Raw genomic sequence first — 26,141 nt, 5'->3', positions numbered from 1 at the left:
CTGTCAAGAAATGACGTTAGGAGTGAGCACACAATGCACTTTCTCAACCCCATGTTGCAAAACCATCCGATGGAAAGCTCATTTATTCAGACATGGCTTAATCGACTCGCAGATAAATACACACCGTCCTTGTTTCAATCTTATGCTAGTACTTCAGGGCATGTCGAAACTGGACCTTATATTGATATTTATGACGCTCGCCATGGTAGTGTCATATATCGTGAATTTTCAGATGTCTTAAACACAGTTGAAGCAATATCTATCCATAATGGCCAATTGCTGAACTTTGGCTCGTTTGCTGATGTTTATGGCAGTGCTAAATCCCATTCGGCGATGGTGAGACTACACCGATTGTCGCCCGGAGAGGCGATCTCGCCAAGTTGCGTTAATGTGCACTGCTATCTTGTGGAGTCTGCTTTGTGTCGACATTATGCAGACCTTGGTTTATTTGGCTTGTGTGGCAGTGCAAAGCGTGTACTGCAAGATTACAACTTGGATTATATACATAACGCGCTTGATTATTTAAATTGCAGTCTAGATAAACATGACTGCTTATTTTGCTTTGGCTTAGACCCTTACTTGCTTAATTGGGGCAAGCCTTTGGGAGAGCTGAATGTAGCAGCACTCGACGCGCTCGATTTGGGGCGTCCAGTTTGTATTGTTAGCAACAACTTTTCAGTGGCTTTTGTAAACTCTGATCTGATCAATCAAATTAGGCAAAGCGCGATAGGTCACTCACCTTCGTTTCAGAGCTTTATTGATTCAATAAACAAGCATGGTTACGTCAACGCTGAAGGCATGTCTATGTTGCCATGGGCATTCAGTGAAAAAGAATTATTATGGCATTTGAGTGATTTGCCAAACACATTTGGCGCCATAGTTGAACTTGGTCGAAAGCAAGGCGTAAGTCATTTTGAAGTGGCACTACAAAGTCATTTTGTCGATCTATTGTTTAAAAATTTGGTATCGAATGAGCCCCCTCAGCGGGCTTTCTCAGCATACTACACATACCAAAGTTATATAGATGAATTGGCGCGTTTGGATCACTGTGAAGTGATGAAAACTCCGCAGTTAGTTCGTTTAAATAAGACCACATCCGTCGCTCTGACAGTGGGTCGTCTTGCCACGTGTGGCTATAAATGGGTACATGACTATCACTATGACGAGCTATTTGTACCTTGCAGCAGTATTTTGCGTAACGGCAGCAATTTGTGCTTACACAGTGACTTTCCTCGAGAGCCTGTTTGCCCTCTCCGGCTAGCGGAGATCGCAACAGAGCGTGATATTGAAGCTATGCCCAACAACTACTCTTGTGACGAGCGGACACTCGACCCTGGGCAATGTATCACGCCTACTGAGGCACTTAGGGCTGTTACCCATGGTGCAGCATGGCATGCAAAAATAGCGGGCTTTAATACTGAAGGCGGCGCTGCACATTATATGAAGCTTGACGGTGATCCGCTTTGTGATAAAAAAAGGTGGCGAGATATCAAGGTCACACTGCTCTAGTTTGTACCATATATGTACAAAAACACATTTAGAAACGATTTGTATCCAATTCGTGACGGATCTTCATTCTAAAAAGTGCTTAAATTTAAGCTGTAATGGAGTGTAATAATTTCATATGTCACAATGAAGTTAAGTTTCAGTGCTAGGGTGCAATTATGATTGTAACTATATTTAAATCATTATTTTTTAAAGCTTTGAAGAATGAAGCTAGTAGAAAAATAGCTAAATCAGTGGTGGATGGGTGTGTCGACAAAGGAGTCGACTATTTAAAAAATCGCGGACAAGCAAATACCTCTGAGGGAGCTTCATTTGATACCCATGGCTTAATTACCGGGTTAAATAATCTGACTAAAAGAAATTTACCTGATGGTGACTATCCATTGAGGCTGGAAAAGCAAACCTTACTTGTTACCATGCGAAACCAAGGTATTGTTCATATCCAATATCTAAATAGCTCAATGACACAGTAATTTTCCCCCACTTAACTTTGCATGCCTTAGGGCTAGATGTGTTTTTAAGGTCCTCATTTAATTTGTTTTAGCGGTGTAACACCGGTGCTAAAACACGTGTCTTTTGAAGAATAATTCAGTTTTCTAAATACCAAAATAAAGAATTTAATACGCTGTTTATGAAATAATAATATATAAAATATATTGTATGCAATATTGCGTTTATGTTAAAAAAGTGTTCCCGGTTAGCGGGTTTGGATACACACATTAAAAGGTAATATTATGAAACTAAAAGCAATTGCTTTATCAATGCCGTTGTTGGCGTGTAGTTTACAAATACATGCTCACGACGTTGCACAGCGTACATTTAAACCATTGACAACATCACAGCCGATTCAATTAAACCATGGTGACGAGCATAAGCCACAGCATCGTGATGACTCACCAACAGCACAAACTGAAAATAGGCACAGCGCACAAACTATTTTAACAGCACCTATGATGGTATCTGCCAGCAATGTCGCAATACTACAATGTGATATTAATCAACTGGCGCAGGCTGGTGCTGGTGACATTGCAACCGTGGTAGTGCAACAAGGTGCAAGTTGCGTCAATGAGCTATTTAGTGCTTCCAGTACGCTTCAAACATCGGTATTTACCACTGCTAAAATGAGCGCAGTTGCCCAATACGCAAAGTCATTGGCCGCTGCCTATGATGGCAACGGGAGTGCCGAACTTGAGGCGCTATTTCTATTCATTCGAGCTGGGTACTATGTTGAGTTTTACAATGATTCTGTCAGTTTCGGCGCTGAGTTAAAGGCGATCGTGCGCAGTGCCATAGACGGTTTTGTTAATAATCAGCACTTTTATAACAATTCTGATGCACACGGTGAGGTGCTTAAAGAGGTCATTACCACAATGGACTCGTCAGAAATGCAAGATATTTATCTACCTGTTGTAAAATCTTGGTTAAAAAAATGGGACCAGAGTTACGCGGACAAGTGGCATATGCGAAGTGCCGTGAATGGGGTATTTACCATTCTTTATCGAGGCCAATGGAACAATGAGTTTGTGGCATCGGTGCAATCAGATACTGATCTGGTTGCAACATTAGAAGCATTTACCAAGCAAAGTTGGATGATTGGTTCAGATGCAGAATATTTGATTGTTAACTCTGCCAGCGAACTGGCAAGGTTAAAAAACTATAAGAATGCGCCTATACAACCGCTTATTGATACTGCCCTTAAAGGACTATTTAGCCGTTACGAAAGTTTTGGCTATGGTGATGGTATATGGTTGGCTGCTGCCGATGTGGCAACTTATTATGCGGATTGTGAAACGTTTGGCATATGTAACTTTGAACAAGCACTGACGGAAAAGGCGCTGTCTCAAACTCACCAATGTAGCTCTACGATCCGGATCCGCTCACAAAATATGACACCTGAGCAGCATCTTTCGGCTTGCCAAACAATGGCGTTGGAAGAGACTCGCTTTCATACCATGTTAGCCACCAATCAAGTCCCTGTAGCCGATGATAATAATACCATGTTGCAAGTTAATATTTTTGATAGCAGTGGTGATTACGGCAAGTATGCCAAAGCGATTTTTAAAATAGATACCAATAATGGTGGTATGTATCTCGAAGGTGATCCGAGTAAAGTTGGCAACCAAGCGAACTTTGTTGCATATGAAGCGAGCTACGCAAAAGCGGACCACTTTGTATGGAACCTAGAGCATGAATATGTCCATTATCTTGATGGGCGATTTGATTTGTATGGAGATTTCAATGCGCCGACAGAAGCCATCGTATGGTGGAGTGAAGGGGTAGCTGAATATGTCGCCAACTTAAATGATAATCAAGCGGCCATTGATACCATTAAAGATGGCAGTACTTATCGATTGAATGAAATTTTTGCTACCACGTATGCTGGATTTGATCAGGATCGGATCTATCGCTGGGGTTATTTGGCTGTTCGCTTTATGTTCGAGCGTCACTTTGAAGAACTCAAAGTCATGCTCTCTCAAACTCGACAGGGGAATTGGTCAGGCTACAAGGCTACTGTTGATGACTGGGCACAGCGATATGACCATGAGTTTACGCAGTGGACACAAGAACTCGCTGGAGGTAGCGACAATAAAGCGCCAATCGTATCAATCAATGGCCCTTATTCAGGCAGCGTTGGCAGTGAAGTGATATTCAGTAGCCAAGGTAGTTCCGATCCGGAAGGTCAAGCACTGTCCTACTTATGGCAGTTTGGCGATGGTAATCAAAGCACAGATGCAAATCCAAGACATAGTTATCGCAGTGAAGGAACTTTCAATGTTTCACTAACGGTGAGTGATCCGCAGGGGGCGCAAACCAGTGCATCAACCACAGTGTCAGTATCTCAAAACGGTGATGAAGTAGTTGTATTACAAAAGGCACAGGCAGTCTCAGTAGCTGGACAGCAAGATGGGTTAAAATACTTCAAGATTAACCTACCCGCGGGTGCGACAGACTTCTCTGTTGCAATGTCTGGAGGAACGGGAGATGCTGACCTTTATGTGAGGCATGGGCAACTCCCCACGCTGAATGACTATGACTGCCGTCCATATGTCAGTGGCAATGCCGAGCGCTGTGATATTGCACAGCCGTTAAGTGGCGACTACTTCGTTATGCTGCGTGGTTACAACGCGTTTGACAACGTAACATTGATTGCAGATTTCACTGGGCCTAGCGCAACACTGCCAGATGTGTGTAAAACTCAAGGCGGTTTATCCGGTGGGAGAGTCACAGCGGGTACACCGGTGTGTATGGCAAGCCAAGAGTCACTGTGGTATAGCTTGGAGAATGTTCAAGGGCAAGGCTCTATAAGTATTGAAACTGCGCACGGAAGTGGAGACCTGACATTGGAATATAGCAATCAAGGTTGGCCAAATGAGTCAAATGTGGAAGCCCGTTCGGCAAATGAGGGCAATGGCGAGTGCATCAACTTGTCTGGACAAAGTCAGTACTGGGGGTATCTCAAAGTATCCGGTACCCATCAGGGCGCAACGCTACTTGTTAAGTATAATGAGGGGAGTTGCAGCTAACTTTATTGTTTAAAACTTGATGACTGAACGGTGACAAGATAAATTTAAACTTAGAACCGTTTAGTCATTATTAGAGTTTATGTTGCTGAAGATACTATTGCTGTGTGCGCTTGTCTTGACGTCATTAAAAGTGATGGGGGCGCAACTTGAACGGCTTAACCTGTATACATATCATGATAAGCCGCCTTATATCGAGAGCTTAGTTGCAAAAAAAGGCCTGTATTTTGATATCGTCAACTTACTGAATGAATTTCAGCCAAATATAAAATATGAGCTAGTACTTTTGACAAAAGAGCAGATCCGCAGAGATTTAGATAAAGACAGCTTGGACGGTGCAGTATTAGGTGTAAATCCTGCTTGGTTTGGCGATATTGAGCTACAAAAGTTTATTTGGAGCGATCCGCTTTTTTACGATACTGATGAATTTGTATCGAGTATAAAAACACCGTTTGAATACCATGATCAAACGTCCCTACATGGAAAGAAATATGGCGGCGTTGAAGGGTATTATTATCCAAAGTTAGACGAAGCAGAACGACGAGAAAAGCTCACACGTGTTAATGCAAAAAGTGAAAAGCAACTGCTGGAGCTTATTTTACAGCAACAGCTGGACTTCGCGGTTGTAAGTCGACCAACATTTTTTTACTTTGCTAAGAAAAACGGCTGGTGGACGAGTCTGTCACTGTCACATCAAGCTCATCAAAAATATTACAGAGCACTGCTTGTGCCAAAATCGCAAAAGCAAAAATTTACCCAGTTACTCAATACAACGGGTTCGATTGGATTCAAAAAATACATGAAAGAACTGGTTAGTTCGTACCATATTGCTGAGTGACGTAGCGGGCCTAATACCCGCTTTGGTCTCGTTACCAAGAACCCGTGTTTGGCATTGAAAGCCAAGGTTCTTGAGGGGGAAGTGGCTCATCTTTTTGTAAAAGCTCGATGGAGATCCCATCAGGTGATTGAATAAATGCCATGTGGCCACATCGAGGAGGGCGGTTTATAGTCACCCCTGCTCGTTGAATCTTTTCACAAAGGGAATAAATGTTATCGACCGCAAATGCGAGGTGACCGAAGTTTCTACCGCCAGTATAGTCTTCGGTATCCCAGTTATATGTAAGCTCAATGGTAGGTGAGAAGGTTTCTTTTGCTTGCTCAAGTTGACCAGGTGCTGCTAAAAAAACCAGTGTGAATCTGCCTTTTTCGCTTTCTTTGCGTTTAATTTCTACGAGCCCTAATAGGTCGCAGTAAAACTTAAGTGATGCGTCTAAATCTTTTACGCGCACCATGGTATGTAAAAAGTTCATAATATGCCCCTTGTGTTTATGCCCAACATAATATGGGCAATCTCAAACTTCACAAGAGGCAAATTATGCTTTGATTAATATTCTGCGCTGAGTGTCACGCCACTATATGTCTCATAAGCTCTAACACCTAGATGCCATGTACCCGCACCAGGATTGGTAATGGTACAGGTTTCTGTATTGCCGTTTTCATAAGGGCGGCACTCGTAACTTGATGTGGTAGGTTGATTATTCAAGCGAATATACAAATCCGCATCCCCCGTACCGCCGCTAATTTTAACGGTTAACTTGCTGGTCCCCGCGGGTACCTCAAAAGTTTTGAAGTTCCAGTTAGATTTGTTCGCTGAGAGACCTGTCCACTCCTGCTTGTTACCCGGGTTAGTTGCTGTGCTATATGAGCCAACCAAAGAAACACCACTGTACGCGGCATATCCATTAAGCATGACATAATAAGTACCAGTTTGAACTGTTGAGATAGTACAAGACTCATTATTACCATCTTTATATGGACGGCAATCATAACTAGATGTCGTTGGCTCTGTGCCAAACTTAACATACATGTCGACATCACCAGTTCCACCACTGGATGTGAAAGACAATTGATTGGCATTCGCTGGCACGTCCATGGTGTAAATGACTTTGCTGCCTTTTGCGCCGCTCAAACCTGTGGCAGGTACGTCGTTCTCAAGGACATTAGGAAGGGGTTTATCTGGTGTATCAATGATAGATAATCCAGTAGCACTTTGCACTAGAGGCAATACGTCACCTAACCCACTTGCATACCACCAATTAACGTTATTTGGCAGTGCTAGAGGATCTGCTGCACGCTGTTCGCGCGTTAAAGTATTCGTAGAAGAAGCAAATTGAGCTGTTCTCACCTCCATTTTTGACGGAGTCACGGACAAAACTTTAAATTGCTGTATGCTTGCAAGATCTATGGTCCATGATTTGGGGTCATTGGCTGAGCGTGCAGGCGCGCCCCAGCTGCCTTCTCCAACATAAACTGTACCGCCAGTTGTGGTTTTGACAAAGTTGCTGCCCGAAGGTTTTAATGCTTCGGTAATTTTGTTGATATGGGTATCGGATTCAACCACTAAGTTCATTGCATTGTCAAAAAAGCTGTTTGCCCACCAAGTATGTAAAATGGTGTTGTCCGATTTGCCTGAATAGTGCGGATACATAGGCTTATGGTATTGCGCTACGCGCCATTTAGCATTGCCGCCTTGGCTTTGTAAGTCTTGTTTTAGCCAATTATTCATGGCTGTCGCATAGCTTGACCAGCCGCTGTTTTTATACTGGCTATTTAACGTATAGACACGCAATAGATTGGTCACATTAAATGCGCCGTAGGTGTCCTTGTTGGTACATTGGCCATCGCTGTCATAATCGACACCGAATACTTGGCACAATGTTTTGTAATTGTCGTCTTCATGATTTCCATGGGTGGCAATGAATGGGTAGACTCGTTTATAACTTTGTCCGTCGATTTGATCGCTAGAAAAAGTAAGTTGCCAATCTTTGAGGTACTCTTTCATCTCTGAAGCCGAGTTGGCATTGGTATAGTCACCACCGTGCATAATGAACAGGGGACGAATTTTAGCAACCATTTGATTTCCGGCACGACGTGTTGTCCAACCAGTACGGGTATCACCCCCTGCGATAGCAACAAAGCCAGTTGACGTTGTATTCGGCGCAGTTTTAAACCACAAGTGCTGGCCGCACCCCGTGCTATCACAGACACGATAATAGATGGCTGAGTCAGCAGGCAGCCCAGTTAGTTTGACAAATTGGCTACTTAAACTGCCGTCAAAGGTATGGCTAGCGGTTACCGATTTGGTGGCCCAGCTGGACTCGTTTGTATTTGTGCCATATTTGACGACATGGTTTGACCCGCCGGCGGGCGTAAATCCAATAGTCGCTTGGCTACTTGGGTTTCCATCCCAAATAATACGATGATAATCACTACCAGCGTAGCTGGTACCTGCCATGAGTATCGTTGACGTGAGGCCTAAATAAAGCGCTCTCATAGTGCTTATTCCTGTTTATGTTGTGTAATAGTTGTGCGACGACTTATCTGCAGTGAAGTATTTGCTGCTGGTAGATCAGCGACCAGCATCACAAATGCGGCGTTTCGATATGGGAGCGTATAACGCTTGCCAAAATGAAAGTTAATTGCGGTAGCACCAACTCCTTTCTGCCGATATTGCGTTGGCAAAGGCCGATTATGCTCGGATGTCCAATAATCTCCTTGTTTGATGTGAATAAAAAAATCATTGGCAATATGGGGTTGAGCTGGTGACGTTGGACTTTGAATTAAACTGTTAAGCTCTGCGGCTGTGGGCAATCGCCAATTGCTTTGAGCGCAGAGTGTTTGTTCATTGGTGCGACGGATCAGATCGCTGGTATCACAGCGATCGGGTTCATAATAACAATCACCGAAGTTACGCTTCCCATGCACGCCATCAAACCAAGAGTAGGTCCAATAGCCATCATGAATGCTTTCGTTGTCAGTTTTAACTTCCCACAATAAATGGTTTTGTTTATCTAACACACAGGCCCAAGGGCCCTGCCAAGGCGAGAGGAGTACACCGTCATGGGTCACTTTGGTAAAACGTTTATGTTGGCTCAATTTGGGTTGAGCTTGCGGCAATAAGCAAATACCGATGAAGATGGTTATGATTAAGGCGGACAGTATGAATCTTCGGATCACAGTGAATACCTCAGCTGGATTGCTTTAATGTGACGAGTATGCGCAATTTGTGCGTGATCAAATGCTGATACCCACATACATGTGCCTGTTTTTAGTGGAATGTCATACTGAGAGTGGGTATTGTGTTTTCTAACTAGTTCCAGTGTCCAACGCCCGTTAGACCATTCCCCCCGGGCTCTAACGTCAGCTCGATCGCCTTCAAATCGATTAGAACGATACAAAACGGAAGGTAAAAAAGTACCAATTGGATAAGTATCTTGCGTTTCCTGATAGGGTTTAGAGCCAAACCAAGGCAGTACTTCTAGATGTGATTGCGGCGTAATAGGCAAGCGTTTTGGCGATATGCCTTTGGCGCTGTACCATTGCCAATTCATTACATAGGCGCCACTCTCTTTTCCATCTGCCTGATATCCAGCAGAGTATCTACGTTTGCCCTTGAGGTGCTCACTAGGTGGACCTATAAAATTATCGTCGGCTAGGTACATGTCATTGGTTCTGACCGCCTTCCAGTGCCATAAGTCACGGACATGGCCGTCTAAGCTGGCGTGGTAACCTTTACCGTGCCAATTTTTAGGTTTATTTTTGATTGGCTTATCGCCAGAGTGAAAGGTTTTATCTCCAGCAATTTCACACCCACTTGAGAGCATCACTGCAAATTTGTCTTCGTAAAAGGTGCGCTCATCGAATCGATAAAAGCCATTTTCCTGTACTTGCCAGCCATTGGCTGTTTTTAGTAAGGGTAAGTGATTGGTACTTTTAGACTCGTCTTGCCAAGATATCAGAAAGTAGCTCTCAAATTGGTTTGCCAGTGCTTTTATAGACACCTGCGTAGAACCATCGGTAAAATTTGCGCCACCTATGGTGGAGACTGTAAAACTGGGAGCTTGTTGCCACTGAGGCTCATTGGCTTTTCCATCAATGTCGATGAGCACTGAATCTTCAATGGTTAACACGTTTAATTGGTGGCTGGCGTTTAACGTCAATGTATGAATGAAATATCCAACAGCGATCAGGCAAATTACCCCGCTGCAATGGCGCAAATTTAAGCGTTTGGGAAGTAATACAGACAGTACGGTACGGCCTTTTTGCAATATGTACATCCACGCATGCAAAACGAAATAGGCGATCATCAGCCACATTGCAATTTGGTGGATAGGCCGAAAAATTTGGCTGTAAATATTTGCCCAAATACACCAACCGGATAGCGTAGCAGACAGCAGTGCGATATAACCTAGGTAGTTGATCAATTTGTGATATGTTGAAGGATAGCTTCGCAAGGGGCTACGAATGGAATAGCAAACGTAGTATATAATTAGGAGTGTAATACCCACTGCAAAGCCCAGATGCCATATATGCATCGCACCTTGCGGTAACAAGACAGAGATAGGTGTTAACCAATCTTGACTGATGATGGCAATTCTAAAGCCTGTTATGATGTTGCCGATAACCACAAGAATGGCAACCACATGCAAGACAATGAATGTTTGTCGGTCCATGAAGGTGTTCATATAATTATTGTTTTTGTAAATTTAGTGTAAATTATAATGTTTACATAAATGTGTCATTTTTCAAATACTGCAAAAGGTTAAAGTTTTGACTAAACTTTGAGCAGTTAGGCTTAGTGAATAGCGTCAACTAGTTACAGAGGGATACGCAATGGAAAAAATAGCTGTAGAGGCAGTAGATAGCGGCTATGTGATCGATAGCATGACGGACATAGTAGCGTGTTTGAATACATCTGATTCAATTCAACGCTTCTTATTGGATATTCATTGCATCTTACAAAAAGTAACCTACGCAGATAATTTTTATGTTGTTTTATATCAAGAGAATGGCAATTTATCTTTCCCATATTTTCACGATGTAAAAGATGACATTCAAGCAGAAGAGCTGGATAACTTGTCCTTAGACGATATTTCGCATTCACTGACCGCGTTTGCGCTAAAATCTCACAAGGTATGTAATTTTAAACAAAAAGACATCGAGCAGTTAATTGAATCAAACGAGGTCAGCATATTGGGATCGGTACCAAAGCAGTGGCTTTGTTTTCCGTTAGTTAACCGTAATCAACACCTTGGTGCGTTTATTATTCAGTCTTATCGCAAAGAAAATGAATACTCGGGCATGATTGTGGATGTGCTGTACACCATAAGTCACGTGATCTCCTCAGCGCTTGATGCTTTCAATAATCAACAAGCCTTAATTGAGGCCAACCGAGCACTGCAAAATTATCAATCTGAGTTGGAAGTGAAAGTGCAGGAACGCACTTCAGAGTTGAAAGAAAGTTTAAACAAATTGGAACACGAGATTGAAGTCAGAGAATCACTCCAACAGCAATTAGAGCATGACTCCTTGCATGATAGCCTTACGGGGCTTGCCAACCGAAAGTACTTATTTAAGGAATTGGAACGACTGTCAGCACGTTCCCAACGTAATGACACGTTAGTTTATATTTTATATCTAGATCTTGATGATTTTAAGCCAGTAAACGATAACCACGGTCATCAAAGTGGCGATATTGTGCTAAAAACGGTAAGTGAACGTTTAATTCAAACTTTAAGGAGTTACGATTTTATTTGCCGACTAGGTGGTGATGAGTTTGTTGTGATGTTGACAGAGCAAATAGAGCGTCAATCTCTGACTTTACTTGCTGAACGCATGTTACAATCACTCTCCGCACCAATTAAATTGGACTCGGGTATTGAGGTGCAGTGTGGGTGCAGTATTGGTATTGCATCTGTCATTAATCAATCATTTGATGCTCAGGCATTAATCCATAATGCAGATCTCGCCTTATACGAAGCAAAAGGCCGAGGAAAAAATCAGATCTATTTTGCCAAGTAAATGTATCGCCACAGCTTTACCAGCGTGTATGATTGCATTAGGATCAAACTTTATTTTTGTTTAGATGGTTGCTAATGGCACAAAAACTCTTCTTAATTTGTCTATTTTGGATGTGCGGATCCGCGATTGCGATAGAGGTAACAGATCTATATGAAGCGACGCTCGTAGTGGATGATAAAACCCGTGCCACTAGGGCGAAAGCGAGTCAAGATGCCCTTGATCAAGTTATCAAAAAGCTCACGGGTAAGGCAGGACATAGCAACCACCCTTTGATCAAAAAAAGTAAGCGGCGGATCTCTGATTATATGCTCAAGTATGAATATATTGAGCATAGCAACCAAGAGCTTAAGATCCGAGTACGATTTGAAGCTGAAAAAGTTGAGAACTTGGTTCGAGAAAGCGGCTTTGGTTTGTGGGGAAATAGACGCCCACTAATTGCTATCTGGCTCGTCATCGAAGATAACCTGAGAAGAGACTTTGTCACGCAGGAAAGTTATCCGCAGTTAGAGCGTTTAATTTACGATACTGCTGCGGAGTGGGGGATCCCAGTGGTTGTGCCGTTGATGGATCTGACTGATCGCGCTCAAGTGGGAATTGCTGAAGTATGGGGAAACTTCTCAGAGCCGGTTGAAGCGGCATCGACGCGTTACAACGCAGAGCGGGTGATCACTGGTCGACTTTTCAAACAACCAAACTCAAGTAGCTGGCAATTAGATTGGCGTTATACCGACGCTGATATGTTTGAATCGGTGCAACTTGTTGGAGATAAACAACAACTACTTATTGCCATGGTCAACGATATGTCAGCTGCGTTGGCGAGCGAATATATTATTGACCCAACTAAATCTTATGCGACAAACAGCACAGTGATCACTGTGGATGGGCTAAGAACCTTTGATAAAATAGAACGAGCTAAAAGAGAGTTATTGACCATTAGTACAGTAAATAGCGTCGATGTGATTTATCGCAACAAACAACAAGTGCAGTTTGAAGTGGAGCATTTATCGTCGGTATCAGATTTGCAAAAGTCACTCAAGTTGGAGCAATCATTTGAGGTTTATGTTGACCCACGAGCCTTTCACCAAGTGGTAAGCTCCTCGAATTTAAGGTATAGCTGGGTAGGGCAGCAATAATGTTAGATCCTATGCAGTTAGCTTTGCCTGTTACTTTGCCTGATGACGAAACCTTTACCTCGTATTTTGGCGGTGAAAAATCATTAGAAGTGACACACTTAAAAAAAGCACTCAGTGATATTCAAAAAGACTTTCAGTTTACTTATTTGTGCGGTTTGGCTGACTCTGGCAAATCGCATTTGTTGTATGCAACTTGTATTCATGCACAAGAGCTGGGGCTCTCGACTATTTTGTTGTCGCTGCGTGAAGTAATTAAATTTGGCCCGGATGTGCTAGAAGGGTTAGATGCATTGGATGTTGTTTGCATAGATGATGTTCATTTAGTCGCTGGTGATGACGCGATGGAAAAAGCACTCTTTAACTTTTTTAACCGTTTTAACGAGGCTGGCAAGTGCCTTGTTATGACCGCTGATTTGCTACCCAATATGCTCAATATTACGCTGCCGGATTTGGAGTCGCGTCTTACTTGGGGAACCACATTTCAGATTCGCTCCATGAGTGATGACGACAAAGCAGAAGCATTGGTTAAGCGTGCAAATATGCGAGGGCTTGAACTAAGTGACGAATGTGCCCGATTTTTACTGACCAGATTAAGTCGAGATATGCGCGCATTGTTGGATGTTTTAGACAAGTTAGACCATGCATCTATGGCTGCACAGCGAAAACTTACCATTCCTTTTATAAAAGCCACCCTAAAGCTGTGAATTTGGGCTAGAATCTAGCCCTATCTTTCAGTTATCATAACTGATTCAGAAAAGGCAAATTACCTCAACCAGATCAGGTATAGAATGAACTTAGAGAATATATTAGCGCAAGCGCTTGAAGCCGTTTCAAGTGCGAGTGAGATTGCGCAACTTGAGGAAGTCAGAGTTAACTACCTTGGTAAAAAAGGTGAGATTACTGGGCTACTAAAAACCCTAGGCAAGCTAGCGCCTGAAGAACGCAAAGAAGCAGGCCAAGTAATTAACCAAGCGAAAAACCAGGTACAAACTGCAATTAACGAAAAGCGTGAAGCACTTACAAACGCTGCACTTGAGCAAAAACTTGCAGCAGAGACCATCGATGTGACTTTACCAGGCCGCGCAGCACCAGCTGGTGGATTGCACCCGGTAACTCGCACGATTGAGCGTATTGAATCATTTTTTGGTGAGCTCGGGTTTGCAGTGAAATCTGGTCCTGAAATTGAGGATGATTTCCATAACTTTGATGCTTTGAATATTCCTGAGCATCACCCAGCGCGTGCTGACCACGATACGTTCTACTTTAATCCAAAGCTGGTGTTACGTACGCAAACAAGTGGCGTCCAGATCCGTACTATGGAAGCAGAGCAGCCGCCACTTCGCATTATTTCTCCAGGCCGTGTATACCGTAATGACTACGACCAAACACACACGCCAATGTTCCATCAGGTCGAAGGCCTCATGGTGGATGAAAATGTGAGCTTTACTGAATTGAAAGGTATTTTGCATGATTTCCTGCGTAACTTCTTTGAAGAAGACATGGAAATTCGCTTCCGTCCTTCTTATTTCCCGTTTACAGAGCCGTCAGCAGAAGTGGATGTTAAAGGTAAAAATGGTAAATGGTTAGAAGTATTGGGTTGCGGTATGGTGCACCCAAATGTATTGCGTTCGGTTGGCATTGACCCTGAAAAATACACTGGTTTTGCCTTTGGTATGGGTGTTGAGCGCTTAACAATGTTGCGTTATGGCGTGAACGATTTACGTGCATTCTTCGAAAACGATTTAAAATTCCTAAACCAATTCAGATAAGAGCGAACCAAAAATGAAATTTAGTGAAAAGTGGCTAAGAGAATGGGTTAATCCAGCTATCGATACGGATGCTCTATCTGAACAGCTATCTATGGCGGGTTTAGAAGTAGACGGTGTTGACCCAGTTGCTGGTGATTTTGACGGTGTAGTGATTGGTGAGGTTGTTGAATGTGGTCAACATCCAGATGCAGATAAGCTACGTGTAACGAAAGTCAATGTCGGCGAAGAAGAACTACTAGACATTGTATGTGGTGCAGCAAACTGTCGTGCAGGCTTAAAAGTTGCAGTCGCCAAAGTTGGTGCTGTTTTACCAGGTGGCTTCAAAATTAAAAAAGCAAAGCTACGAGGCCAGCCATCACATGGTATGTTATGTGCGTTTGAAGAACTGGGTATGGCTGAAAGCTCTGACGGCATTCTAGAGTTACCTGAAAATGCGACAATCGGTCAAAGTATTCGTGAATATTTTCAGTTAGATGACGTTACAATCGACGTAGATTTGACGGCGAACCGCAGTGACTGTTTAGGCATAAAAGGCCTAGCACGTGAAGTTGGTGTTCTAAATGGTATTGACGTCAAAGAAATTGAAATCAACGCCGTTGAACCAACGATTGACGACAAAGTAGAGATTGAGCTGGTAGACAGCGATGCATGTCCTCGTTACTTAGGTCGTGTGATCAAGGGCATTAACCTTGATGCAGAGTCACCTCTGTGGATGGTTGAAAAACTACGTCGTTCGGGCATTCGTTCTATCGACCCAGTGGTTGATGTGACTAACTACGTACTACTTGAACTTGGACACCCAATGCATGCGTTTGATCTTGCTGCGATTTCTGGTGGAGTCAAAGTACGTAAAGCACAGCAAAATGAAGAACTAGTCTTGCTAGATGGCAATACTGCTAAATTAAACACTTCTACACTGCTGATTGCAGATCACGAGAAAGCGCTGGCGATGGCTGGTATTTTTGGTGGTGAGGCATCGGGCGTGAAAGAAGGTACTCAAGACATTTTGCTCGAAAGTGCATTTTTCAATCCATTAGCAATTGCTGGTCAAGCGCGTAGCTATGGATTACACACAGACGCGTCACACCGCTATGAGCGTGGTGTTGATTATCAATTGCAACGTGATGCAATGGAGCGTGCTACAGCACTACTACTAGAGATTGTAGGTGGTGAAGCTGGCCCTGTGGTTGAAGCAGTATCAGAGGCTGACTTACCTGCGTCCAAGTCGGTAACACTACGTCGTGAACGTTTAGACCGCGTGATTGGCTATCATATCGAAGATTCTAAAGTAACTGACATTTTGACTCGCCTTGGTTTAGATGTGTCATTTGAGTCTGGTCAATGGCAAGCACAGGTACCTAGCTATCGTTTTGATATCAGCATTGAAGAAGATCTGATTGAAGAAGTGGCGCGTGTGTTTGGTTACAACAACATTCCAAATGTTGCGCCGACAGCGGCACTTAAAATGACTGACCACCAAGAAGCATCAGTACCAGTCGCGCGTTTCCGCAATGAATTAGTTGCCAGAGGTTATCAAGAAGCCATTACTTATAGCTTTGTAGATCCTAAGAAACAGGCACTACTTCACCCTAGCAGTGATGCACTTGTGCTACCTCACCCAATTTCAGTTGAAATGTCAGCAATGCGTGTGAGCTTGATGCCTGGATTGGTCAACGCATTGGTTTACAACCAGAACCGTCAGCAATCGCGAATTCGTTTCTTTGAACATGGCTTAAAGTTCATCAAAGATGACAGTGCAGAAAATGGTGTGCGCCAAAGTGCAGTGCTTGGTGGTATTGTATACGGCAATACGCATAATGAGCACTGGGGAATTGAAAGCCGCAAGGTTGATTTCTTTGATATTAAAGGCGATGTTGAAGCATTACTTGCAGTTTGCAATGACCCTGCTAGATTTAGCTTTAAAGCAGAAGCGAGCGATGGACTACATCCTGGTCAGTCAGCAGCAATATATGCTGATGGCATTAAAGTTGGTTTTATTGGTGCGATACACCCTCAACTACAAAAGTCACTAGAATTGAATGATACTGCGTTTGTATTTGAGGTAGAAGTCGAAGCAATTGCCCAAAGAAAGCTGCCAGAAGCCGTTAGTATCTCAAAATTTCCATCAAATCGCAGAGATATTGCTATTTTAGTTGCAGATGATGTAAAAATAGGCGATATTTTAGAAAGCATTGAGAAAGTTGGCGGAAATCAATTAGTTGACCTAAACTTATTCGATGTGTATAAGGGCAAAGGTATTGAACCTGATTATAAGAGTTTAGCCATCGCCCTAACCCTACAAAACGTTGATAAAACGCTCGAAGAGAAAGATATCAATGAAGTTGTAGACAGAGTCGTGGCCGAATTGGCCAAACAATTTAATGCATCGTTGAGGGACTAGATATGGCGCTTACTAAAGCCGACATAGCTGAACACCTATTTGAAAAATTGGGGATAAATAAAAAGGATGCCAAAGACTTAGTTGAAGCGTTTTTTGAAGAAATCCGCTCAGCGCTTGAAAATGGAGAGCAGGTAAAGCTTTCTGGCTTTGGCAATTTTGACCTACGTGACAAGAAACAACGTCCGGGTCGGAACCCAAAAACTGGAGAAGATATACCTATTTCTGCAAGGCGTGTTGTAACTTTTCGACCAGGACAGAAGTTAAAAACTCGTGTTGAAGTAGGCACAAGCAAAAACCTGTAATAAGCTAAGTTACTGGCATTAAATGCTGGGTAATTGAGGCTTCCCTCAAAGGGTTTACTCGTAAGGGTAAACCCTTTGTCATATATTGGTAATAATAAAAATCTACACTTTTGTCACCCCCTACCAGCTTGGAAATGTGAATTGCGTCAGAGAGTATCTGCTTGGACAAGCCGCACAAAAAATATTGTTGTTTCTTGGCTGATTTGCTCATTTCTTTTTGGTCTTCTCACTACTTTTATTTACATCCAACATACAGAGTCAGAAAAAGCGGATGTCAGGTCCATGGCACAGAGAGTACTGATTGACTTCGGCTCACAGCTAGATAGCGTTGATACATTCTTGCGCCAGTCAGATAGCATTGATGTGACATGTTCTGATACCACTATTAGGCGAATGAGGCAGTTTGTCTTTAAGCACCCCGCAATCAGCGAAATCGGCATTGTGACTCCAAAAGGTGAACTGGTGTGTAATTCATTTGGCGTGTTGGCACCCCCTATGTTCATTGAAGAGCCACCTAAAAAAAGAGGGTTGCGTTATCATGGTCCGATCATTTCTGAATTTTTACAAGTCTCCGCTTTTGTGCTCGCTAGAACACGTCATGATGGATATGAAATTAATGCGTTGTTACCAACGGATTGGATCAACGATCTTTTGCATCTGAGCAAATATAGTGAACTGGATTATATTGCCATCGTTGATAGCGGATCTGGTGTGCCAATATTTTTGCAAGGGCGTTATAGTTTGCCATTGGGGCACAGCCTTTTTCCATCATCTCAAAGCAGTGCGTTTGAAGGGGAGTTTGATGATAAGTCCCGTAAATTTATGTACATACAGCCATTTAAAAATGTGCCTCAACTGTCAGTTATTGTAAGTAAGAGTACTCGACGTATTTTCACCCCAAGTCCAATATGGTTGGTTGTGTTGTGTTTAATGTATGTGATTTCGTGGGTAGGGTTGGTCTTGCTGCTCAATTACTATGATCAGCGCCTTCTCAGTAGTCGGGTATTGCTGCTTAGTGCGATAAATCGCGATGAGTTGTTCAATGTATATCAGCCTTTGGTTGATGCGCATAGTCAAAACATAGTTGGCGCTGAGGTGCTGATCCGCTGGATGCACCCATTAGAAGGTGAACTCGGTCCAGCTTATTTTGTTCCTGAAGCAGAGCGTGATGGAACTATACTAGAGATGTCACTGTATCAAATTGACCGAGCGATTTCCGATCTGAGGCCAATTCTGGTGGCCAATTCAAATTTCAAAGTGTCATTTAACGTCAATGGCTTTTTATTGGGTTGCCCAAGTTATATAAAAAAATTGTGTGAAGCCAAGGAAGTATTCCCTCGTCTCACCATAGAGCTCACAGAACGGGACATGTTATCCCAAGCAAAAATTAAATCTGTATTGCACCAACTGGTTGATCTCGGAGTCGAGATCGCCATCGATGACTTTGGAACTGGGTATTGTGGCCTGCAATATTTACAAAGCTTTCCAATTGATTTATTGAAGATAGATCAGAGCTTTGTCGCGTCCATTGGGCTAGATAACCTGCAATCGCCAGTATTGAATGCAGTGATAGAAATGGCGGAAAAATTAGGTAAAAAACTCATCGCTGAAGGGGTTGAGACTGAACTACAAGCTAAGTATTTAAAGGTACGCGGAGTGTCTGTGCATCAAGGATGGTATTACTTTAAAGCGCTGAGAATAGACGCCTTTAAAAATCAGCTAGCGCTGGGGGAGTAATAATTGAGAAAGCCCCAATAAGGGGCTTTAGGGGTCATCTGTGTTATATAGATGCAAAATAGCAACCGTAACCGGGCAGGGTTACTTTACCTGCTGTGAGCTCGCCGGTATGGTGAGCAAGGTCATCCATGCTGTCCTTAATGCTTTCTTCGACAACAAATTCAGACGTTTGTTCCGCTAAATTAAATAAACATAGCAGTTTGGTATTGCCTAACGTGCGATAGAAAGCTAAAACAGGCTCATTGGTATCAATAAACTCAATAGTGCCTGTGAGTAGTTCTGGACGTGTTTTCCTCCACGCTAAAAATGCGCGATATTGAGCGAGTGTTGAATTTGGATCTTGCTCTTGAAGATCGACAGACGCAAGAGAATGAGGTTGTGCGACTGGCAACCAAGGTTTCCCGTCAGTAAAGCCCGCGTGGGTTTCCGTGTGTGACCATGGCATTGGCGTTCGGCATCCATCTCTTCCCTTAAAGTTTGGCCAGAAAGTGATGCCATAAGGGTCTTGTAAGTCTTCAAATGCGACCTCGGCTTCGCCAAGCCCAAGCTCTTCCCCTTGGTACATGCATACACTGCCACGCAGCGAACCGAGCAATGCGGTTAGCATTTTAACCTGTTGAGTATTAACCGTTTTACCATTATTGGCCCAGCGGCTAGCAACACGTTCAACGTCATGATTGCTAAACGCCCAACATGGCCAACCTTCGGTCATTACTGACTCTAATCGCGAGACTGTTTCGCGAATGTATTTGGCACTGTAATCGTTGGTAAGTAGCTCGAAACTATACCCCATATGCAGCTTATCGCCACCAGAGGTATATTCGGCCATTGTTTTAAGCGAATCTTCGGAAGAGATTTCGCCAAGGCTGACGGTACCTGGGTACTCATTCAATAGCGCTCTTATCTCAGCCATAAAGTCTAGGTTTTCTGGCTGAGTATTATTGTAATAGTGGTATTGGAATGCATATGGGTTGTCCTCACTGAAGCCGCGGCCCTGTCTAAGGTGTTCAGGTTTAGCAGGGTTATCTTTGAGCTCTTGATCATGAAAACAAAAGTTAATGGCATCCAAGCGAAACCCGTCAACGCCCTTGTCCAGCCAGAATTTGACATTGTCTAATACAGCTTGACGCACATCTGGATTGTGGAAGTTCAAGTCAGGTTGCTCGGTAAGGAAATTATGCAAGTAGTATTGGCATCTTCTAGGTTCCCATTGCCATGCAACACCACCGAAAATGGACAGCCAGTTATTAGGTGGGCTGCCATCAGGGTTTGCGTCAGCCCATACATACCAATCAGATTTATCATTTTTATTATTTTGGCGGCTTTCAACAAACCAAGGGTGTTCGTTTGATGTGTGGCTAAGCACTTGGTCAATTATGATCTTTATATCACGTTGATGTGCTTGCTCAATCAGGTTGTCGAAATCATCAATACAGCCAAACATGGGATCGATATCGCGATAATCACTAATATCGTATCCAAAGTCCTTCATAGGTGATTTGAAGAAAGGGGATATCCAAATAGCATCGACATTTAATGACTTAATGTAGTCAAGACGTTCGATGATGCCGTTTAGGTCGCCAATACCGTCACCTTTGGTGTCATTAAAACTACGTGGGTACACTTGATAAATGACCGCACCTTTCCACCATTCGTTTTGAGCCATGCACGATTCTCCAGCTATGTGCAGTGAAGCCACTTTATATTGCGGTGGTTTTAAACCGGCGATATAAAGTGGTTCTGGTCGTTAATATTGTCGAAAAGCATACGGCATGCATGCATATGAGTAAAAAAACTGCATACGTATGCATGTGAAAATCTATTCTTTTTTGACAAATATCAGGCAAAAGGTCATTTACTTACCGTTCTTTACCAATTTATAGTTACGAATGTTAGATGTCAGGCATAACAGGCTTTATATATGTTTAAATTGGTAATACCAATTTAATATTCATTTATTCAACGCACATCTATGTGCTATTTTTTGTGTCATTCTCTGTGAGCTCAGTACATGAGTTACAAGCTTGTAAAATATAATTAAATGCATTGCTTAAATTGTTAAATTTGGATGTTTTCAAAATAAAGTTAGCAAAAGCATAGGGTTATATATTTAAAACGGGCGCTTCTTTAAGGAACATGGCTGTTCATCTTTATTTGAATACGTATGCATAAAGTTGTGAGCACCCAAGTCACAGCGCTAATATGGCCGATGACAACAAAATTAACGTCAAATGAATCTATTTTTGCAGTTTTGACTTCAACGACTGCATGGATAACAACAAAGCGACGTATAAAAAGCTAATTGGGATAAAACATTATGTCTACGTTCAAACCAAGCTTATTAACAGCTGCACTCATTGCTGCTGGTGTAAGTCACTCTGTAAGCGCGCAAGAGCAGCAAACAGCAAAGATAAACGAAGAAGTAGAAGTGATAGAGGTACGTGGGATCAGCCGCAGCATCATCGCTTCAATTGATAAAAAGCGCTTTGGCGATACCGTATCTGAAGTGGTAGATGCTGGAGATCTGGCTTCTTTACCTGATATTTCGATTGCTGATGCATTGAGCCGTTTACCGGGTGTAACTGCTGTGAGAGACAGCGGGCAATCATCTCAGCTGAATATTCGAGGTATGAACGGAGACTTCATTCAAACAACATTAAATGGTCGAGAGCAAGCCAGCACAAGTGGCTACTCAGCGGGTAGCCGTTGGATTTCGTTCGACCAGTATCCGTCAGAATTAATCACACAAGCTGCCGTTTATAAGTCGCCTAAAGCTTCTCTTGTCGAGGGCGGTGTGGCAGGTACTGTTGAGCTTAAAACAGCGAATCCACTAGATGCTGACAAGACACACAACTTCAATACAAGTGTCAGATTTTCACATAATGACGCAGCATCAGATATCGATGCAGATGCCAATGGAGAAAGACTGAGCTTTTCTTACCAAGGTAAATTCTTAGATGAAACTTTGGGCTTCGGTATTGGAGCTGCATTCCTAAATCAACCAAATAGTTCTGTTGAATTTTCAGGTCACTCTCCTGAAGGTTCTCGAGATATAGATGGTGATGGTGAAGCCAACGAGCGCTCGTTCAATGGCTATCAATATCGTAATTCTGTCGGCACCGACGAACGTTTAGGCTTGATGAGTACTTTGGTTTATCAGCCTACTGACAATCTAAAAGTTCAGTTTGATTACTTCCGTTCGACTTTTGACTCTGAAGATAGAAAAAATGGTTTGAATCTAGAAGGTCTATCAAGATCGAGCGATTTATATAACTTGGAAAATGCCAAGCTCGAAAATGGCTTTTTGGTTGGTGGAGATGTGTTTATCACTGACACAAATGGCCCATGGGTTGAGATGCGCTCAGAAGACCAGTCTACCGAGTCGACAACCGACAGCTTTGGCTTGAACCTAGACTACTCAACAGACAAGTGGGAAATCAGCTTTGATGTTGCACACAGTGAAGGTGAAAAAACGCGCCGTGACATGATAGCGTCGATGCACGCTTATGAATTTGGCACCGCTACGCTTGAAGATGGTACCAAGGTTGAGACATGGCAAGAGCTAAGTAATCAATACTTTGGCTTTGAGCATGTAGCAACGGATGCCGCAAAGTTAAAGTTAGGCCATGATTATACCGATCTTTCGCATATGCGTCTGGGTGACTGGGAGCAATTCCCTCACAAGTACACGGATAAAATCGACAGTGCCAAATTAGACTTTAAATACCATATTGAACACGACATTATTGCGTCGGTAGAGGTGGGTGTACGTTGGTCAAAACGTGAATTTACAGATCAGCGCTCGACATTCCGCTGGGGTGCGCGTGAAGGCCAAAATGGTTACCGTACGCCAAGTGGTGAAATTGTCACAAATAAGGGGTGTGAGTTTAACCACCAAAACCATGCGTGTGTACCACATGACTTAACAGGGTTTGTGACAGTTAAAAATGGCGGTGGCTTTGATTACCTAGACCTGGATATGGTTGGCATTGCAGACTCGGTATTTGGTGCCGGAAACTACGAAGGACAGCAAACTTGGGAACATAACTGGACGTTGGTCGAAAGTGGTGCAGTCAAAGAAGAAGTGACCGCAGCCTACTTTATGGCAAATATCGATACTGAGATTGGCAATATTCCAGTATCAGGTAATTTCGGTGTACGTGTGGTGCGCACAGATACTAAGTCTATCGGTATTCAGCAGATCCAAGGTGACGAAGTCGGTGATCCAATTACCGATGACAATGGCGTGACCGTTAACGATTATCGTCATGTAAATTATGGCCCTGAGTACACAGATACACTGCCATCATTGAACTTGAACTTCCGTATTACTGAGCAAGATCAAATTCGCTTTGCGGCGGCAAAAGTGATGGGACGTCCTCCAGTGAATCAATTACGCGGTGGCGCTGGCTCTTGGGCAGATACTGCAAACGATGGTGTCAGTAAAAGATACAATGTTTGGTCTAAAGGCAACCCGAACTTAGACCCATTCAGAGCCAACCAAATGGACCTGTCGTACGAGCATTACTTTGAAGATGGCGGCGCATTTGTAGCGGCACTATTTTGGAAAAATATTGAGTCATTGATTGAAGATGTGACTTACTTCGAAGGTGAAATTGACTGGGCGACAATTGGTCTAGAAGTACCTGAAGGGTTTGTGCCAGGTCAATATCAAACGACGCGTAACAATGACAAAGGCGGATATATTCGTGGTCTTGAGTTAGCATATACAACCTTGTTTGATAGCCTGCCTGGGGTTTTCTCTGGCTTGGGATTAAATGCAAACTATTCATATACAGAAAGTGAGACCACGATCGACGGTGGCAGCAACTTCCCAGATTTACAATTGGATTTGCCAGGCTTGTCTAAGCACGTGTGGAGCACAACACTATTTTGGAATATTGATAAGTTCACAACACACTTAAATATTCGTTATCGTGATGAATACACCTATTTAGGTGCGACACCAGGCGGTACGACTCCGACAACGGCGGATGAGTACACAGTGGTAGATTGGCAAGCAACTTATGACTTTGATAATGGTGTACAAACAGTATTCCAGATCAATAACTTAACCGATGAACCTAATACGTCAAATCTAGGCAGTTCACTAAGAACTGGGGAAGACAAAGTATTTGGTCGCCAGTACTTCTTGGGCTTTAACTATAGCTTCTAGTAGGCTAAGTTAGTCACTTGATATCAGGGCCATCAGAACGTATGTTTTGGTGGCTTTGTTATATGTAATATTTACGGTGTAGCGTATTAGGGGGAAGGCAATGAATAGCAGAAAAATTGTCATACTAGGTGGAGGAACCGCAGGCTGGATGGCGGCGAATCTAATTGCAAAAAGTTGGTGTGATAAAGACATTCGTATTAGCGTCATTGAATCGCCTGATATCGGTATTATTGGTGTTGGAGAGGGCTCTACGCCGCAATTCAAGGCCTTTATGGATTTCATTGAAGTCCCGGAATCAGAGTGGATGCCTAAATGCAATGCGACCTATAAAAATGGCATACGCTTCGTGAATTGGTCAACGAGGCCGGGGTTTGAGCAATACTTCCACCCGTTTCCGGCACAGCCTGATGATTACTCAGCGCCGGCTTTTTTTCATAATAGTTTTGTGCGCAGAAAAGGGGTTGATTTGGAAGGGCATCCAGACCCTTTCTTTTTAGCGACTTATTTGGCTGAGCAGGCAAAAGCCCCCATTGCAGCGGAAAATTTTCCATTTGAAATTAACTACGGTTATCACTTTGATTCTGCAAAACTAGGGCTGTTACTAGCAGAAAAAGCAAAAGCTTTCGGTGTTGAGCATATACAAACCCGAGTGCGGGACGTGCGAAAAGATACCGATGGCGCAATTGCAGCGTTAGTATGTGACGCTGGACAGGAAGTGAGTGGCGATATATTTATTGATTGCTCAGGTTTCTCTAGCCTGCTGATGCAAAAACACTTACAGGTCGGGTTTGAGTCATTTTCAAACAATCTATTTAATGACAGCGCAGTTGTTTTACCGACAGAGCAGGGCAATGTGATCGCATCAGAAACTTTGTCTGTGGCTAGAAAGCATGGCTGGAGCTGGCATATCCCCTTAACTAACCGCATAGGTAATGGCTATGTTTACAGTTCAAAATACTGTGACAAAGACCAAGCAGAAACGGAGTTAAGAGCTGCACTTGGTTTATTAGACAGTGACGTTGAAGCAAGGCACCTGAATATGAAAGTGGGCCAAGTAAAAGAGCACTGGCATAAAAACTGTGTCGCAATTGGGCTATCTCAAGGCTTTATTGAGCCACTGGAAGCCACTGCCCTGCATATAGTTCAAGAAACCGTTCAGTCATTTATTGAATGCTACCAAGAACAGAACTTTAGCTGTAAAGGGAAAGACAAACACAATCAAATGATGTCTCAAAGGTATCAAGCCATCAGAGATTATATTGTCGCGCACTACCGGGTAAATAGCCGCACAGATACCCCTTATTGGCGTGACAATGCAAATAACAACCAGCTTTCAAAATCCTTATTCGACGTTTTAAATACATGGGTGCAGGGTAAGAATTTATCAGATGAACTGGATAGGCAGGATATTGATAAATATTACCCATCTGTCAGTTGGCATTGTTTGTTAGCTGGGTATGGTATTTATCCAGAGCAGCATCAACTTGTTGCAGCAAGCCAAGCTGCGAATAAGCACGATCTGAATCAAATCCGTGAATATATTAGAAGGTGCGCTTTGAACTTTGCTGATCACCGAACCCAATTGGCTCACTTCACTGATTGATGTAAAGAGTGCGGTCAAAAGGTAGCCAAGGTATACCGCGTATAATAAGTGGCAACTTTTCATGGCGCGAAGTATGTATCATACTTCGCGTTTTTTTATATGAATAACAAATTAATCACCACTTTGAATACG

At 43.0% G+C, this 26,141-nt stretch carries 18 protein-coding genes; 13 read left to right on the top strand and 5 right to left on the bottom strand.

The genetic code is table 11. The features are described 5' to 3' along the window. Positions 1-33 precede the first annotated feature (33 nt). The 4 genes from QNM18_RS03945 (at position 34) to QNM18_RS03930 (ending at position 5,865) form a co-directional block, all read left to right on the top strand. Entirely contained in the window at positions 34-1,509 is a 1,476-nt protein-coding gene (locus tag QNM18_RS03945; protein WP_284136405.1) for a hypothetical protein, read from the top strand. A 155-nt stretch (positions 1,510-1,664) separates the two neighbouring features. Continuing rightward, the gene (locus QNM18_RS03940) at positions 1,665-1,979 is read left to right on the top strand and encodes a hypothetical protein (protein WP_211009085.1); all 315 of its coding nucleotides are present in this window, start codon (positions 1,665-1,667) and stop codon (positions 1,977-1,979) included. 261 nt (positions 1,980-2,240) lie between these two features. Further along, on the top strand, positions 2,241-5,030 hold the full coding sequence (locus QNM18_RS03935) for a collagenase (protein ID WP_284136404.1): 2,790 nt from the start codon (positions 2,241-2,243) through the stop codon (positions 5,028-5,030). Between the two features lie 79 nt (positions 5,031-5,109). Further along, entirely contained in the window at positions 5,110-5,865 is a 756-nt protein-coding gene (locus QNM18_RS03930) for a transporter substrate-binding domain-containing protein (RefSeq protein ID WP_284136403.1), read from the top strand. 31 nt (positions 5,866-5,896) lie between these two features. On the opposite strand, the gene gloA is transcribed toward QNM18_RS03930, so the two are convergent. From gloA to QNM18_RS03910, 4 genes are all read right to left on the bottom strand, one after another. Beyond that, entirely contained in the window at positions 5,897-6,337 is a 441-nt protein-coding gene (gene gloA / locus QNM18_RS03925; RefSeq protein ID WP_211009088.1) for a lactoylglutathione lyase, read from the bottom strand. 74 nt (positions 6,338-6,411) lie between these two features. Then, complete coding sequence (locus QNM18_RS03920; RefSeq protein WP_284136402.1) at positions 6,412-8,361, bottom strand: pre-peptidase C-terminal domain-containing protein; 1,950 nt, start codon at positions 8,359-8,361, stop codon at positions 6,412-6,414. A gap of 5 nt (positions 8,362-8,366) precedes the next feature. Beyond that, positions 8,367-9,044, bottom strand: coding sequence for an Lcl C-terminal domain-containing protein (locus QNM18_RS03915; protein WP_211009090.1), 678 nt, complete (start codon positions 9,042-9,044; stop codon positions 8,367-8,369). Then, entirely contained in the window at positions 9,041-10,540 is a 1,500-nt protein-coding gene (locus QNM18_RS03910) for an ethylbenzene dehydrogenase-related protein (protein WP_284136401.1), read from the bottom strand. Before QNM18_RS03910 ends, QNM18_RS03915 begins: the two co-directional genes overlap by 4 nt. A 160-nt stretch (positions 10,541-10,700) precedes the next feature. On the opposite strand from QNM18_RS03910, the gene QNM18_RS03905 reads away from it, so the two are divergent. From QNM18_RS03905 to QNM18_RS03875, 7 genes are all read left to right on the top strand, one after another. Continuing rightward, the gene (locus QNM18_RS03905; RefSeq protein ID WP_284136400.1) at positions 10,701-11,888 is read left to right on the top strand and encodes a sensor domain-containing diguanylate cyclase; all 1,188 of its coding nucleotides are present in this window, start codon (positions 10,701-10,703) and stop codon (positions 11,886-11,888) included. Between the two features lie 74 nt (positions 11,889-11,962). Further along, the gene (locus QNM18_RS03900) at positions 11,963-13,021 is read left to right on the top strand and encodes a DUF2066 domain-containing protein (RefSeq protein ID WP_211009093.1); all 1,059 of its coding nucleotides are present in this window, start codon (positions 11,963-11,965) and stop codon (positions 13,019-13,021) included. Then, positions 13,021-13,725 carry a DnaA regulatory inactivator Hda gene (gene hda, locus QNM18_RS03895; protein WP_023400416.1) on the top strand — a complete coding sequence of 235 codons (705 nt, stop codon included), beginning with the start codon at positions 13,021-13,023 and terminating at the stop codon, positions 13,723-13,725. Before QNM18_RS03900 ends, hda begins: the two co-directional genes overlap by 1 nt. 84 nt (positions 13,726-13,809) lie before the next feature. Next, positions 13,810-14,790: a phenylalanine--tRNA ligase subunit alpha gene (pheS, locus tag QNM18_RS03890; protein ID WP_284136399.1), complete on the top strand. Its 981-nt coding sequence runs from the start codon at positions 13,810-13,812 to the stop codon at positions 14,788-14,790. 13 nt (positions 14,791-14,803) lie between these two features. Beyond that, on the top strand, positions 14,804-17,191 hold the full coding sequence (gene pheT, locus QNM18_RS03885; RefSeq protein WP_284136398.1) for a phenylalanine--tRNA ligase subunit beta: 2,388 nt from the start codon (positions 14,804-14,806) through the stop codon (positions 17,189-17,191). 2 nt (positions 17,192-17,193) lie between these two features. Then, positions 17,194-17,493, top strand: a complete 300-nt coding sequence (gene ihfA, locus QNM18_RS03880) for an integration host factor subunit alpha (protein ID WP_023400419.1) — start codon at positions 17,194-17,196, stop codon at positions 17,491-17,493. Positions 17,494-17,775: 282 nt separating this feature from the next. Beyond that, the gene (locus tag QNM18_RS03875) at positions 17,776-19,230 is read left to right on the top strand and encodes an EAL domain-containing protein (RefSeq protein ID WP_417714765.1); all 1,455 of its coding nucleotides are present in this window, start codon (positions 17,776-17,778) and stop codon (positions 19,228-19,230) included. Positions 19,231-19,273: 43 nt separating this feature from the next. Here QNM18_RS03875 and QNM18_RS03870 read toward each other — a convergent pair whose 3' ends face one another. After that, positions 19,274-20,896 (bottom strand): alpha-glucosidase family protein, encoded by a 1,623-nt coding sequence (locus tag QNM18_RS03870; RefSeq protein WP_284136396.1) that lies wholly within the window; start codon positions 20,894-20,896, stop codon positions 19,274-19,276. A gap of 651 nt (positions 20,897-21,547) precedes the next feature. Here QNM18_RS03870 and QNM18_RS03865 point away from each other — a divergent pair. Both QNM18_RS03865 and QNM18_RS03860 read left to right on the top strand, forming a co-directional pair. Continuing rightward, positions 21,548-24,406, top strand: a complete 2,859-nt coding sequence (locus QNM18_RS03865) for a TonB-dependent receptor (RefSeq protein ID WP_284136395.1) — start codon at positions 21,548-21,550, stop codon at positions 24,404-24,406. Positions 24,407-24,506: 100 nt separating this feature from the next. Next, the gene (locus QNM18_RS03860; RefSeq protein WP_284136394.1) at positions 24,507-26,009 is read left to right on the top strand and encodes a tryptophan halogenase family protein; all 1,503 of its coding nucleotides are present in this window, start codon (positions 24,507-24,509) and stop codon (positions 26,007-26,009) included. Positions 26,010-26,141 lie beyond the last annotated feature (132 nt).

It is taken from the genome of Pseudoalteromonas obscura (genome assembly GCF_030135505.1).
Lineage (GTDB): Bacteria > Pseudomonadota > Gammaproteobacteria > Enterobacterales > Alteromonadaceae > Pseudoalteromonas > Pseudoalteromonas obscura.
This window is presented reverse-complemented; position numbering and strand designations above follow the sequence as displayed.